Source organism: Corallococcus sp. CA054B, from assembly GCF_003611625.1.
Taxonomy (GTDB): Bacteria; Myxococcota; Myxococcia; order Myxococcales; family Myxococcaceae; genus Corallococcus; species Corallococcus coralloides.
This window is the reverse complement of record NZ_RAVY01000225.1, coordinates 1-14530: the sequence shown is the minus strand read 5'-3', so window position 1 is coordinate 14530 and position 14530 is coordinate 1. Positions and strand designations below refer to the sequence as shown.

Genomic DNA, 14530 nt, shown 5'->3' with positions numbered 1-14530 from the left:
CTCCGGCACGCCCCGCCACAGCGCGAAGACGGCCAGCAGCGGCGTCAGCCAGCCCAGGAAGGTGCCGGTCTCCTCCGCGTTGGTGGACATCTTCATGCGCATGACGTTCAGGGAGAACTCACGCGCCTTCGCGGGCAGCTCCGACATCCAGGCCGAGCGCGTGTCCGGAATGAAGAACGCGTACAGGTCCGTGAAGTAGTCGGAGTCCCCGTGGTGGATCTGCAGCGGCGCGGGGAACGCATGCAGGAGCAGCGGCACCAGGGGCGGCACGCACGCGAGCCCCGCCGTGAGTCCCGCCACCGCCGCCCGGCGCACGAGCGGATCCCTCCACGTGTCCACGGACAACAGCGGCCCCCGCTTCCACCGCTCCGCCACCACCCACAGGAACGAGAAGAGCGCGATGTAGACGAGGTAGTAGTAGTCACACAGCAGCACGTACAACGCGCACAGCGCCAGCCCCACCAGCCACTTGCGCTTGCCCTCGTCCAGCCAGCGGAAGAAGAAGAGCAGGTAGAGCGGCAGCCCCTCCAGCGCGGAGAGGTTCAGGTGCGCCGTCGCGTGGGTGAGGTGGTAGCGCGAGAAGTTGAACACGCACGCGCCCGCCAGCGCCGCAGCCGCCGCGAGCCAGGGCCCATGGCCCGCGCGTTCCAGCAGGTAGCGGAAGAGCAGCCACGACGTGTAGCCCGTCAGCACGAACGAGCCGAACAGCACCACGTTGTACGCCGTCTCCACGGACATGAACGGCAGCAGCACCACGCCCCACAGCGTCTTCGCGGGCGCGAGCGTGTGCCAGTACAGCTCCGCACCCAATGGCCAGTGGAGGAGGGGCGCGAAGAAGGGGTTCTGCGGCTGCACCCAGAGGGCCTGCCGCATCCACCACAGGTGCCACATGTTCATGTAGACGTCTTCGCGTCCGCCCATCACGTGTCCCTTCATCTGGGACACGAGCGGCCAGGTGTGGAACGCCGACAGCGCGAAGAACGTGAGCAGCACCAGCGGGTGCAGCACCCGCCGCATCAAGGGGGACATAGGCGCGAGGGACGGCTTTAGAGGGGGCGCTCGGCGGCCATCAGCATGTTGTCGCCCAGGTTGAACGGGATGGACCAGCTGGGCGGCACGCCCCGCCGTACCAGCTCCAGCACCGGCGCCGAGGGCGTGAAGCTCGCGCCCACCTTCCGCAGCAGGTAGTCCGCGGAGATGATGTGCGTGTACGTCCGGACGTCCGTGACGCGGAAGCCCACCTCCTCCAGCAGCATCGCCAGGGTGCGGCGGCCGAAATAGAAGAGGTGCATGTCCATCAGCCACGGCCACTGCCCGCCCATGAGGCGCGCCAGCAGGCTGCCCGCGTCGATGGTGGACAGGTAGATGCGGCCTCCGGGGCGCACCAGCTCCAGCGCCGCCTTCAGCTCCTCGCGCGGATCCGCGAAGTGCTCCACCACGTCCCACAGCGTCACCACGTCGTACTGAAGGCCCTTCGCCGCCAGCTCCCGCAGGGGGACGCCGTGCACCGTGAAGCCCAGGCTCCGCGCGTTGCCGGCCGCCCAGCGCGACAGCTCCAGCCCCTCCGGGCGGAAGCCCGCCTCGCGCGCCACGTCCAGGAAGTAGCCGCAGTAGGCCCCCACATCCAGCAGCGTGCGGTCCTGGGCCGGGCCCAGCTCGCGCAGCACGCGGCGGAAGGTGTGGTAGCGGTTGTCCTTCTCCGCGACGTAGAGCGGGTCCTCCACGTCCTGGTACGCCTGGAGCAGCGTGTCCGGGGACAGGAGGGGCCACTGGAACATCATCCCGCAGTCCTCGCAGCCCCAGATGGGCGGGTGGCTCCGGTGGCCGAAGGACGTGCAGTTGTAGGCCGCCGCGCCCTGGGCCTGCGTTCCGCCGCGCGCCCGGTGACGCAGCCGCAGGCGCCCTCCCCTGCACAGGTAACAGGCATCCGGCACGGGGGCCAGGTGCGGTTCGGAGGCACGACGAGCGGCGTTGTCCATCATGGCGGCGCACCGTAGCCGCAGAGGCCCACCGCCTCAACACGTCGGGCAGGGCAAATCCGGCCCATGACGTCCATCGCACCCGACAGCCTCCAGGCCCTAAGCTGCCTGCCTCCCATCCCGCTCGAAGTCTCGTGACATGCGCGCCTTGAACAACCCCGTCTCCGCCCCTGCCCCGTCGCTCCAGCTGGGCCTCCCGGGCTTCTCCTTCGAAGACCTGTACCGCCCCAGTGGCCTGCGCCGGCTGGCGGAGCGCTTCGACGCGCGACTCCAGGGCGATGCGCCCGACCTGTTCCAGGCCTTTGACACCTACCGCGGGTCCGGAGGCACCAGCCTCTCCGGCCCGGCGGAATCCGAGCTGCTCATCCAGGTGGCCCGTCACGTCTCGCGCTTCATCGCCACGCTCTTCGGCATCACGCCGGAGTCCGAGCGGCTGGCGCGTCATCTGCGCGGCGAGCTGCCCCTCTTCGACTTCAAGCGCGAGTTCATCACGCGCCGCGTCTTCAAGAAGGGCGCGCAGGACCGCCCGACGCTCGCGGAGTTCCCGTCGCTGGACGAGCGCATGCGCCTGCTCATGCGGCTGGGCTTCCCGGACGCGCTCGCGCACGGCGACCTGGAGCGCGGCCTCGCGGAGTCCATCCTCACGCTGCTCGACCTGGAGCGGCTCTACTCCGGCAACCTGCCGCCCGCGAACCAGGAGCGCGCCCCCGCCCTGCGCGAGCGCTGGGCCGCCCTGCGCGCCGCGCTCACCGCCACCCCCGAGGGCATGGAAGCGTTCGGCTCCAGCCTGGTGACGAAGGGCGACGACGCGGCGGAGCTCCAGGCCGTGCGCGCGCTGCTGTCGCTGGCGGACCGGTGGACGTACGCCCGCGCGCTGCACCCGGAGACCAAGGCCCTCTTCCACACCTGGGCCACGCTCAGGCTGCCCAAGCCGCTGGTGTTCGACCAGCTGGTGCAGCTGCAGCGCCCGGACGCCCAGCTGGAGGAGAAGACGGAGGGCCTGGAGCACCACCTGCGCCACCGCGACGGCTTCAAGCTCACCGACCGCCGGGGCACCCCGCGTGACGTGATGAACGAGGTGGACTACTGCGTCATCTGCCACGAGCGGCAGAAGGACTCGTGCAGCAAGGGCTTCCCCGCGAAGGACCCGGTGGCGGAGGGGCACTCGTTCAAGAAGAACCCGCTGGGCATCCCCCTCACCGGCTGTCCGCTGGACGAGCGCATCTCCGAAGCCCACGCGCTCAAGCGCGAGGGAGACTCCGTGGCCGCGCTGGCCATGGTGACGCTGGACAACCCCATGTGCGCGGGCACCGGCCACCGCATCTGCAACGACTGCATGAAGGCCTGTATCTTCCAGAAGCAGGAGCCGGTGAACATCCCGCTGGCGGAGACGGCCACGCTCACGGACGTGCTGGAGCTGCCCTGGGGCTTCGAAATCCACGGCCTGCTCACGCGCTGGAACCCGCTCAACATCCGCCGTCCGTACGCCCTGCCCTACGTGGGCCGCAACGTGATGGTGGTGGGCCTGGGCCCCGCCGGCTACACGCTGTCGCACTACCTGCTCAACGAAGGGTTCGCCGTCACCGGCGTGGACGGCCTCAAGATTGAGCCGTTCCCCGACGAGCTGGTGGGCCGCAACGGCCACGCGCTCCAGCCCATCCGCGACTGGAGCAAGCTGACGCGCGAACTGGACGAGCGCGTGCTGGAGGGCTTCGGCGGCGTGTCCGAGTACGGAATCACCGTGCGCTGGGACAAGAACTTCCTCACCCTCATCCACCTGACGCTCGCGCGCAGGGAGGGCATGCGCATCTACGGCGGCATCCGCTTCGGCGGCACGCTGACGGTGGAGGACGCATGGGAGCTGGGCTTCGACCACGTGGCCATCGCCGCGGGCGCGGGCCGCCCCACCATCATCGGGATGAAGAACAACCTCATCCGGGGCATCCGCAAGGCATCCGACTTCCTGATGGCGCTGCAGCTCACGGGCGCCTTCAAGCGCGACTCACTGGCGAACCTCCAGGTGCAGCTGCCCGCCATCGTCATCGGCGGCGGCCTCACCGGCATCGACACCGCCACGGAGCTGATGGCGTACTACCCGGTGCAGGTGGAGAAGACGCTGGAGCGCCACGAGAAGCTGGTGGCGGACCTGGGTGAGGCCTCTGTCCTCGCGCGCCTGGACGCAGAAGAGCGCGCCACCTACCAGACCTTCCTGGAGCACGGCCGCGCCATCCGCGCGGAGCGCCAGAAGGCCCACGCGGAAGGCCGTGCTCCGGACTTCATCCACCTGGTGCGTGCATGGGGCGGCGTGAGCCTGGTGTACCGCCGGGGCCTCACGGAGTCCCCCGCCTACCGCCTCAACCACGAAGAGGTGTCCAAGGCGCTGGAGGAGGGCATCCGCTTCATCGAACGGATGAGCCCCACGGAGGCGCTGCAGGACGACTCGGGCGCGGTGCGCGCCATCCGCTTCGAGCGCATGGTGACGGTGGACGGCAAGCTCAAGGGAAGCGGCCAGCTCTTCGAGCTGCCCGCGAAGACGGTCTGCGTGGCCGCGGGCACGTCCCCCAACGTCACCTACGAGAAGGAGTACCCGGGCACCTTCCAGCTCGACGAAGCGAAGGAGTACTTCCAGGGCCACGAGCTGGTGGAGGACGGCAGCGGCTTCAAGCTCCAGCCGGTGGAGGCCCAGGAGGACCCCGAGGCGAAGGTGGGCTTCTTCACGTCCTACCAGCGCGACGGCCGCTTCGTGTCCTTCTACGGCGACAACCACCCGACCTACGCGGGCAACGTGGTGAAGGCCATGGCCAGCGCGAAGGACGGCCATCCCCAGGTGGCGCGCCTGTTCGCGAAGGAGGTCGCGGGCCTGGACTTCAGCGACACGGCCGCGCAGGACGCGCGCGAGTCGAAGCGCGCCGCCCACTTCGCGAAGCTGGACGAGGCCTTCCTCGCCACCGTCGTCGGAGTGAACCGGCTCACGCCGACCATCGTGGAGGTGGTGGTGAGGGCGCCCTTCGCCGCCAGCCACTTCGCCCCCGGCCAGTTCTACCGGCTCCAGAACTTCGAGCGGAACGCGCCGCTCGTGGACGGCGTGCGCCTCACCATGGAGGGCCTGGCCCTCACCGGTGCATGGGTGGACAAGGAGAAGGGCCTGATGGGCACCATCGTGCTGGAGATGGGCTCCTCCTCACGCCTGTGCGCGGCGCTCAAGCCCGGCGAGCCCGTCGTGCTGATGGGCCCCACGGGCGCGCCCACGGAGCTTGGCCACAACGAGACGGTGGTGCTGGTGGGCGGCGGCCTGGGCAACGCGGTGCTCTTCTCCATCGCGCGCTCGCTCAAGGCCGCGGGCTGCCGTGTGGTGTACTTCGCGGGCTACCGGCTGAAGTCGGACTCGTTCAAGCAGGATGAGATTGAAGCCGGCACCGACCAGGTCATCTGGTCCGTGGACTCCGGCGACCTCCTGGACGTGCGCCGTGCACAGGACGCGGCCTTCCGGGGCAACGTGGTGCAGGCCATGGTGGCGTACGCGGAAGGGAGGCTGGGCGTGAAGCCCGTCATCTCCTTGAGCGAGGTGGACCGCATCATCGCCATCGGCTCGGACCGGATGATGCGCGCGGTGGCGGAGGCGCGGCACGGCGTGCTCCAGCAGTTCCTCAAGCCGGGGCATGAGGCCATCGGGTCCATCAACTCCCCCATGCAGTGCATGATGAAGGAGATCTGCGCCCAGTGCCTCCAGCGGCACGTGGACCCCGTCACCGGCAAGGAGACGTGGGTCTTCTCCTGCTACAACCAGGACCAGCGGCTGGATCACGTGGACTTCGTCAACCTGAACCAGCGTCTGCGCGGCAACACGGTGCTGGAGAAGCAGGGCGACGCCTTCCTCGCGCAGCTGTTGAAGAAGGCGCCCCAGCTCAAGCGGGTGTAGCTACCGCCGCACGCCCGCGAAGGCCTTGAGCATGTCCTGATAGTTCTTCGTCAGGTCGGCCTCGCGGGACAGCACCACGTCCACGTTGGCGTCGCCGAACTCCCGGCGCGCCTCCGGGAGCTTCTGGAAGGTCTCCACCTGGAGCCGCATGGACTCCACCTGCGGCGCCAGCTCCTTCTGCTGCTCCTCCGGCATGCGGGCCTGGAGCGCCTCCAGCTTCTTGAGCTCCTCCTCGTACTGGAGCGTGCGCCCCATCTGCCGCTGGCTGATGACGGCGGTGACGACTTCCGCGATGCGGTTGACCTCGTCCGTGGACAGCCCCGCCGCCTGGCGCGCGTCGGACTCCGCCTGCGCCTTGCGCTCGATGAGCTTCAGGCCGCTCTTGGCCTTCTCCATCGCCTGGGGCGTGCCCGCGTCCAGGAGCGGCCCCATGTCCTGCAGGCTGCGCATCAGAGACCCGTACACCTCCAGCATCTTGCGCTGATAGCCGACGTACGCCTCCAGCTTCTCCTTCGTCACGGTGTAGGGACCGGACGGCACGTCCTCGCCGGCCTCACCGGCCTCCCCACCTTCCAGGCGGGCGACCGTCTCCCTGGCGTCACCGCCCCCTTCCGGGCCTTCCGCCGCGTCCTTGCGACAGGCGGACAGGGCCAGGACGACGGCCAGACACCCCCACGACTTGCGCATGCCACCTCCCGTAACCGCCAATGGGTGGCCAGTGTATGCTCCGGCTGGCCCCGCGAACGGCGGTTCCCGAACGCCCGCGATGGGCAGGCTGTTCCGGGCACTGAACATTCGACTCATTACCTTTGACCAACCGGGCCACGGTCATGTACGAACCGCGGTCCTGTCGCGATCGGTGGAGGGACTTTGAGGATTTTCCTGGTAAGGCACGGCGATGCGGACGCGGAGATCCCCGAGGGTCTCGGCGACGAGGCGCGCGCGCTGACCGCGAAGGCCCGTACGAACGTCGCAGCGCATTTCGCGTCGCTGTCCGAGCGCATGGGGCCCATCAGCCTCATCCTCACCAGCCCGCTGGTGCGCACGGTGCAGACGGCGCAGATCCTCTCCTACTCCGTGAAGCATGAAGGCCTCCTGCGCGTGCATCGCTGCCTGCTGCCGGACATGCCGGTGGGCGCGGTGGAGCCCGTGCTCAAGGAGTACTCCGACGAGAACCTCGTCCTGGTGGGCCACCAGCCCTCCATGGGCGCGCTGGCGGCGCACCTGTTGGGGATGCAGTCCTTCCCCAAGCCGGTGAACCCGGGCACGGTCATCGCCATGGAGTGGCCGGACACGCCCACCAGCACGGAAGACCAGGTGCCCGGTGAGAAGGGGGAGAACCCCCCGGCGCAGCACCTGAAGTTCCTGTTCTACGCCGCCCCCGGCCAGCAGGTCCTCGACGTCATCCAGTGACGTCCGGGAGCGCGGCCATGATGGACGAAGCCCGCTACCATTCCCTCGTGGCCGCCGCGTTCAAGCGCATCCTGGCGGCCGCGGACACCTTCGACCCGGACGTGCTGGAAGCCGAAGCCACCGGTGACAAGGTGACGCTCACGGCCGCGTCCGGCGAGAAGTGCATCATCAACACCCAGCGCGCCGTGTGGCAGATCTGGGTGGCCGGCCAGGGCCAGGGCATCCACTTCAGCCACGACGACGCCACCCGCGCCTGGAAGGACGACAAGGGCAAGGGGCTGGAGCTGTTCGCCTTCGTCTCGGACGTGGTGCGGCACCTCACCGGCGAGCCGCTCGTCTATCCGTCCTGAAGGCCCGTCTGGGTTCCTTCTGAAGTCCGGAAGGAGGCCCGTGGCTTGAAGGCCACGGGCTTCCAGGGGTGAGACGGCTCAAACCGTCATCACTTCCTTCTCCTTCTTGGCGACCAGGTCGTCCACCTGCTTGATGCCGGCGTCGGTCGCCTTCTGGACCTCGTCCGTGCGGCGCTTGAGGTCGTCCTCGGTGATCTTCTTGTCCTTCAGCTGAGCCTTGAGGGCCTCGTTCGCGTCGCGGCGGATGTTGCGGATGGCGACCTTGTGCTCCTCGCCCTTCTCCTTCACCTGCTTCGCGATCTTCTTGCGCGTCTCCTCGGTGAGCGGAGGAAAGGGCAGGCGGATCATCTCGCCGTCGTTCATCGGGTTGACGTCGAGGTTCGCCTCACGGAGGGCCTTCTCGATGTCCTTCAGCACGCCCTTGTCCCAGGGCTTGATGACGATGAGGCGGGGCTCCGGGGCGCTGATGCTGGCCACGCCGTTGAGCGGCGTGGGCGTCCCGTACTGGTTCACCTTGATGCCGTCCAGGATGTTGGTGTTCGCGCGGCCAGTGCGCGCCTTGGCCAGCTCCCGCTTGAGGTCTTCCACCGACTTGTCGATACGGCTCTTCAGATCCGCCGCGTCAGCCATTGTGCGTCTCCTGTCAGAAGTGGGGTTGTTGTCAGTCCCGTCCGTGGCGTCTCTAGGCCCAGACCGTCTCGGCCGCGCCGACGACGGTGCCGAACTCGCCGTGGCCCGTGACGGCGCGCTGGATGTTCCCGCGCGTGCCCAGGTCGAACACGATGATGGGCAGCTTGTTGTCCATGCACAGCGAGATGGCCGTGGAGTCCATCACGTTGAGGTTCTGCTTGAGGACGTCCATGTACGTGAGCGTCCGGTAGCGCTTCGCGGTCGGGTCCTTCTTCGGGTCCGCGTTGTAGACGCCGTCCACCTTGGTGGCCTTGAGGATGACCTGCGCGTTGATTTCCATCGCGCGCAGCGACGCGGCCGTGTCGGTGGTGAAGTAGGGGTTGCCCGTGCCCGCGGCGAAGATGACGACGCGGCCCTTCTCCAGGTGCCGCACGGCGCGCCGGCGGATGTAGGGCTCGGCGATCTGCTCCATCTTGATGGCGGACTGCACGCGCGTCTTCAGCCCCTGCTTCTCCAGCGCGTCCTGCAGCGCCATGGAGTTGATGCAGGTGGCGAGCATGCCCATGTAGTCCGCGCTCGCGCGGTCCATGCCCTCCGTGGCCCCAGCGACGCCGCGGAAGATGTTGCCGCCGCCAATCACGAGGGCGATTTCCAGGCCCGTTCTGGAGAGCTCCGCGACTTCCTCCGCGATGCGCGTGAGGGTGGGCGGGTGGATGCCGTACTTCCCCTCGCCCATCAGGGCTTCGCCCGACAGTTTGAGGAGGATGCGCTTGTAGGGAGAGGTGGATTCGGACATACGCGACCGCTTCTATCCCCCGCCCCGCGCCCAGGCAACGACGGAAGTCGTGACGCGCGCCGCACCGTCAGATGCCGGGCGGACGGACGCGAAGAAAGCGGGTCCTGGAATACCAAGGGCCGCGTTCCCGGCGCCCTTCCCCACAAGAGGAAGAGCCCCAGTCACGCGGCCCCGGGGGAGCTGCGGTCCAGCGAGAGGCGCTTAGGCCTGGCCCAGCGTCTTGGCGACCTCGGCGGCCAGGTCGTCCTTCTTCTTCTCGATGCCCTCACCCACCTCGTAGCGGACGAAGCGGCGCACGGAGACCTTCTCGCCAATCTTGGCGGCGCGCTCGTTGATCATCTCGCCGACCTTCTTCTTGTCGTCCTTCACCCAGAGCTGGTCCACCAGGCAGACGCCCTCGTAGTACTTCTCCATCTTGCCCACGAGGATCTTCTCCAGCATCGCCTCGGGCTTGCCCTGCTGCTTGAGCAGCTCGCGCTGGATCTCCTTCTCCTTGTCCATCGCCTCGGCGGGGACCTCCTCGCGGCGGACGAACTTGGGGTTGGCCGCGGCGATCTGCATGGCCACTTCCTTCGCCAGCTCCTGGAAGTCCGGGTTGCGAGCGACGAAGTCCGTCTCGCAGTTGACCTCCACGATGACGCCGATGCGGCCGCCGTGGATGTAGGAGGTCACGATGCCTTCGGCGGCGACGCGGCCGGCCTTGCCCTCGGCCTTGGAGATGCCCTTCTTGCGCAGCCACTCCGCGGCCTTCTCGAAGTCGCCACCGGACTCGGCCAGCGCCTTCTTGCAGTCCATCATGCCCGCGTTGGTGCGCTCGCGGAGGTCCTTCACCATCTGGGCGGTGATCTCAGCCATGTCGTGTCTCTTTCTTCATCGGCTCCGAGCCCGGCGGCGTGCGCAGGGGGCGGAGGACTGGGGTTCTGGGTACTGATGCCAAGGACGTAGAAAATGGAGACGGCCGGACAGCGGGCCTTGAGAGGTGCCGCCCGGCCGAACTCCGGATACCGCGATGGGAGGCGATGAGGCCGGGCGGTTACTCCGCCGCCGGCGTGCTCTCGCCGCCACCCTCGGGCGCCTGCTCCGTGGGGGCCGCGGTGGCCTTCATCTCCACGACAGGGCCGCGGCGCTCACCGCCACGGTCACCGCCACCCCGGCGGTCGTCACGGCGGTCATCGCGGCGGTCGCCACGGCGCGGACCCCGGCGGTCGTCACGGCGGTCGCCGCGGTCGTCACGGCCCTCGCGCTCCTCCTGCTCGTCGCGCTCGGCGGCGCCGGACGCACGGTAGCGCGCCGCACCCTCGAGGCACGCGTCGGAGATCTTCGACGTGAAGAGCTTGATGGAGCGGATGGCGTCGTCGTTGCCCGGGATGACGAAGTCGATGCCGTCCGGATCGCAGTTGGTGTCCACCAGGCCGATCACCGGGATGCCCAGGCGGGTGGCCTCGTGGATGGCGATGTGCTCCTTCTTCGGGTCGATGACGAACACGCAGCGGGGCAGCTTCGCCATGTTCTTCACGCCGCCCAGGTTCTTCTCCAGCTTCTCGCGCTCGCGCTCCAGCTGGGCGACTTCCTTCTTGGGCAGCACCTCGAACGTGCCGTCCTCGGCCATCTTCTCGAGCGTCTTCAGGCGGTCGATGCCCTGCTTGATGGTCTTGAAGTTCGTCAGCGTGCCACCCAGCCAGCGGCTGGTGACGTGGAACTGACCGGCGCGGGCGGCCTCCTCCTGGATGACGTCCTGCGCCTGCTTCTTGGTGCCGACGAAGAGCACGGACCCGCCGCGCGCCGTGATGTCCGCCACGAAGCGGAAGGCCGCGCGGGCCATGGTCACGGTCTTCTGCAGGTCGATGATGTAGATGCCGTTGCGGGCACCGAAGATGTAGGGCTTCATCTTCGGGTTCCAGCGCTTGGTCTGGTGGCCGAAGTGAACACCGGCCTCGAGGAGCTGGCGCATCGTGATGCCGCTCGCGGCGGCCATCGCCTGGGCCTGGGTCTGCGTATCCTGCTGGGTATCCATGGTGCGTGTACCTTCCGGTTGTTCCGCCACGCGCGTTGAGACAGCTGCCAGTCCTGGCCCTTCCACCGTGGAGGGGCACCGGGGACCGGTGACACGCGTGTGAGTAGTGGGTGTTGCGGTGTTGCCGACTGCCTCGGGCGGTGAAGCCCGGCCCCTCTACATAACGGGGCGCGGCGTCCTTAGCAGAACGCTTGAGAGGGGCGCAAGCTTCGGCACACCGTCCGTCCGGGTCCCACCCTCCGGAGGCTGCTCCCCTCCCCTCCAGCCAGCCAGGAAGACGACCGGCGCGGCCCCCGCTCCCCTTTCCAGGGAGGGCGACCGCGCCGGAGGGCGCTTCCAGCAGGTGCTCAGCGGCCTACGGATTCGCTTCGTTGGCCCCGTGGCACTTCTTGTACTTGCGGCCGCTGCCGCAGGGGCAGGGCTCGTTGCGGCCCACGGGCTTGGGGCCGGCCGCGGCCTCGCGCTGGGCGACCGGGGTGGCGGTGGCCTCCTCGAGCTTCCCCTCGGCGTCCGCGCGGCCCGCCACGGCCTGCTTCTGCTGCTGGGCCAGCTGGCGCTGGATGCGGGCGGTCTCCTCCGCCGCGTTGGAGGCGGAGCGGGCCTGCACGCGCATCATCTGGCTGACGAACTGCGTCTTGATGGCGCCCAGCATCTGGATGAAGCCCGAGTAGCCTTCCTTCTTGTACTCCTGCTTCGGGTCCTTCTGGCCGTAGCCGCGCAGGCCGATGCCCTGGCGCAGGTGGTCCATGGCCAGCAGGTGGTCCTTCCACAGCTGGTCGATGGTGGCCAGGTACCGGTACTGCAGGAAGCGCATGAAGTCCTCGCCGAACTCCTGCTCGCGGGCCGTGAAGACCTTTTCCGCCGCCGCGTAGATCTGCTCCTGGAGCTCGTCGCGGTCGCCGACGCCCTCGAAGGACATCTCCAGGTTGAGCGACTCCTTCACGGAGTTGGACAGCGAGGCGATGTCCCAGGTGTCGGAGCTGCGCGTGGGGGCGTAGGTGTCCGTCATGGACACGACGACGTCCTCCACCGCGTCCAGCACCATCTCCCGGAAGTCCGCCCAGGAGATGACGCGCTCGGAGCGCGTCTTCACGCGCGTCTTCAGGTCCTCCTCGTACTCCACGAGGGGGATGCCCGCGCCCGACGCGAGCACCTGGCGGCGCAGCTTGTAGATGGTGCGCCGCTGCTGGTTCATCACGTCGTCGTACTCGAGCAGGTTCTTGCGGATGTCGAAGTTGTGGCCTTCGACCCGCTTCTGCGCGCCCTCGATGGCGCGCGAGAGCCACACGTGCTCGATGACCTCGCCCTCCTCCATGCCCAGGCGCTCCATCAGCATCTGGATGCGCTCGGACCCGAAGATGCGCATCAGGTCGTCTTCGAGGGACAGGAAGAAGCGGCTGGCGCCCGGGTCACCCTGGCGGCCGGCGCGGCCACGCAGCTGGTTGTCCACGCGGCGGGACTCGTGGCGCTCCGTGCCGATGATGAAGAGGCCGCCGGCGGCCATGACCTCTTCACGCTCGCGCTTGGTGAGTTCCTCGTTGTTGGCCTTGACCGTCGCGAAGCGCTTCTCGTAGTCCGCCAGCGCCGCCTGGTAGGCGGTGAGATCCAACGGCTGGCCGTCGACCGCTTCGGGCGGCTCCGGCGGCGGGCCCATCTCGCTCTTGGTCATGACCTCCGCGTTGCCGCCCAGGAGGATGTCCGTGCCGCGGCCGGCCATGTTGGTGGAGATGGTGACCGCGCCCTTGCGGCCCGCCTGCGCGACGATGTCCGCCTCGCGCTGGTGCGCCTTGGCGTTGAGGACGTTGTGGGCCACGCCGCGCTTCTTGAGGAAGTTGGACACCACCTCGCTCTTGGCGATGGACACCGTGCCCACGAGCACCGGCTGACCGGCCTTGTGCAGCTCCTCGATCTGGGCGGCGACGGCCTCGAACTTCTCGCGCTCCGTCTTGTAGACCACGTCCTGGTCGTCGCGGCGCTGCGGCGCACGGTTGGTCGGGATGACGCGCACGTCCAGGTTGTAGATCTTCGCGAACTCTTCGGCTTCCGTGTCCGCGGTGCCCGTCATGCCGGACAGCTTGGAGTACATGCGGAAGTAGTTCTGGAACGAGACCGTGGCGAGCGTCTGGTTCTCGTTTTCGATCTTCACGCCTTCCTTGGCCTCGATGGCCTGGTGGAGGCCGTCGGACCAGCGGCGGCCCTGCATGAGGCGGCCGGTGAACTCGTCGACGATCTGCACCTCGCCGTCCTTCACCACGTAGTCCTTGTCGCGCTTGTAGAGCGTGTGCGCGCGCAGGGCCTGCTCGACGTGGTGGAGGGTTTCGATCTCCCCCGGGTCGTAGAGGTTGCCGACGTTGAGGCGCTTCTGGAGCTTGTCGATGCCGTCGTCGGTGAGGGCCACCGAGCGGTGCTTCTCATCCAGGGTGTAGTCCTGGTCCGGCACGAGGCCCGGGATGACCTGGTCCACCCGGTAGTACTTGTCGGTGCTGTCCTCGGTGGGACCGGAGATGATGAGCGGCGTGCGGGCCTCGTCGATGAGGATGGAGTCCACCTCGTCGACGATGGCGTAGTTGAGCTCGCGCTGGACGTAGTCCTGCAGACGGAACTTCATGTTGTCGCGCAGGTAGTCGAAGCCGAACTCGTTGTTCTGGCCGTACGTGATGTCCGAGCGGTACGCCTCCTGGCGCTGCTTGTCGGACAGCTCGTGGAGCACGCAGCCCGTCGTCATGCCCAGGAACTTGTAGACGCGGCCCATCCACTCCGCGTCGCGGCGGGCCAGGTAGTCGTTCACGGTGACGACGTGAACGCCGCGGCCGGACAGGGCGTTGAGGTAGGAGGGCAGCGTCGCGGTGAGCGTCTTGCCTTCACCGGTGCGCATCTCCGCGATGCAGCCCTCGTGAAGGAACATGCCGCCGATGAGCTGCACGTCGTAGTGACGCTGGCCGATGACCCGGCGCGCCGCCTCGCGGGTGAGGGCAAAGGCCTCGAACAACAGGTCGTCGAGCGGCTTGCCGTTCGCGATCTCCTGCTTCATCCGGGCGGTTTCGCGCGCGAAGTCATCGTCCTGGAGGGCCTTCATGCGGCCTTCCAGTTCGTTGATGCGGGCGACCTTCAGGCGGGCTTTCTTGAGCTCGCGCTCATTCTTGGTCCCGATGAGCTTCTTTAGCGTCCATTCAATCATGTTGGCTCTCTCGCCGGAGGATCCACGAAGGAGCGCGGCGAGTGAAGGGAATTCCCAGGAGATGTAAGGGAGAACCAGACCAAAACCACGCGCGCCCCCCGAAACTTCCTCTCGGCTGGCCGCCCGGCGCGCGGTGGCCCAGAGTAAAGCGGAACCGAGTCCACGCAATGTCCCCTAAGCAGATTCACCGTCCCCGCGCCGCGAAGAGTTCTTCCGGCCGCTCCTCCCCGGGCCCCCGCCGACCAGGCGCC

At 68.1% G+C, this 14530-nt stretch carries 10 protein-coding genes and 1 pseudogene; 3 read left to right on the top strand and 8 right to left on the bottom strand.

Going from position 1 to position 14530, the window contains the following annotated elements; all coding sequences use genetic code 11:
• A pseudogene (locus D7V80_RS35375) lies at window positions 1–1029 on the bottom strand (hypothetical protein); the annotation flags it as partial.
• 17 nt (window positions 1030–1046) lie between these two features.
• On the bottom strand, window positions 1047–1982 hold the full coding sequence (locus D7V80_RS35370; protein WP_233585958.1) for a class I SAM-dependent methyltransferase: 936 nt from the start codon (window positions 1980–1982) through the stop codon (window positions 1047–1049).
• 136 nt (window positions 1983–2118) lie between these two features.
• On the opposite strand from D7V80_RS35370, the gene D7V80_RS35365 reads away from it, so the two are divergent.
• Window positions 2119–5898: an FAD-dependent oxidoreductase gene (locus tag D7V80_RS35365; RefSeq protein WP_120592289.1), complete on the top strand. Its 3780-nt coding sequence runs from the start codon at window positions 2119–2121 to the stop codon at window positions 5896–5898.
• Here D7V80_RS35365 and D7V80_RS35360 read toward each other — a convergent pair whose 3' ends face one another.
• On the bottom strand, window positions 5899–6585 hold the full coding sequence (locus D7V80_RS35360; RefSeq protein ID WP_120592288.1) for a hypothetical protein: 687 nt from the start codon (window positions 6583–6585) through the stop codon (window positions 5899–5901).
• Window positions 6586–6768: 183 nt separating this feature from the next.
• Here D7V80_RS35360 and D7V80_RS35355 point away from each other — a divergent pair, with 183 nt between their 5' ends.
• On the top strand, window positions 6769–7311 hold the full coding sequence (locus tag D7V80_RS35355; protein WP_120592287.1) for a histidine phosphatase family protein: 543 nt from the start codon (window positions 6769–6771) through the stop codon (window positions 7309–7311).
• Between the two features lie 17 nt (window positions 7312–7328).
• On the top strand, window positions 7329–7661 hold the full coding sequence (gene cyaY / locus D7V80_RS35350) for an iron donor protein CyaY (RefSeq protein WP_014395058.1): 333 nt from the start codon (window positions 7329–7331) through the stop codon (window positions 7659–7661).
• 78 nt (window positions 7662–7739) lie between these two features.
• Here cyaY and frr read toward each other — a convergent pair whose 3' ends face one another.
• From frr to secA, 5 genes are all read right to left on the bottom strand, one after another.
• Entirely contained in the window at window positions 7740–8291 is a 552-nt protein-coding gene (gene frr / locus D7V80_RS35345) for a ribosome recycling factor (protein ID WP_014395057.1), read from the bottom strand.
• Between the two features lie 52 nt (window positions 8292–8343).
• Window positions 8344–9087 carry a UMP kinase gene (gene pyrH, locus D7V80_RS35340; RefSeq protein ID WP_120551956.1) on the bottom strand — a complete coding sequence of 248 codons (744 nt, stop codon included), beginning with the start codon at window positions 9085–9087 and terminating at the stop codon, window positions 8344–8346.
• A gap of 201 nt (window positions 9088–9288) precedes the next feature.
• Complete coding sequence (gene tsf / locus D7V80_RS35335) at window positions 9289–9942, bottom strand: translation elongation factor Ts (protein WP_120592286.1); 654 nt, start codon at window positions 9940–9942, stop codon at window positions 9289–9291.
• Window positions 9943–10120: 178 nt separating this feature from the next.
• Window positions 10121–11101, bottom strand: a complete 981-nt coding sequence (gene rpsB, locus D7V80_RS35330) for a 30S ribosomal protein S2 (RefSeq protein WP_120592285.1) — start codon at window positions 11099–11101, stop codon at window positions 10121–10123.
• 355 nt (window positions 11102–11456) lie between these two features.
• Window positions 11457–14279, bottom strand: a complete 2823-nt coding sequence (gene secA / locus D7V80_RS35325) for a preprotein translocase subunit SecA (RefSeq protein WP_120592284.1) — start codon at window positions 14277–14279, stop codon at window positions 11457–11459.
• Window positions 14280–14530 lie beyond the last annotated feature (251 nt).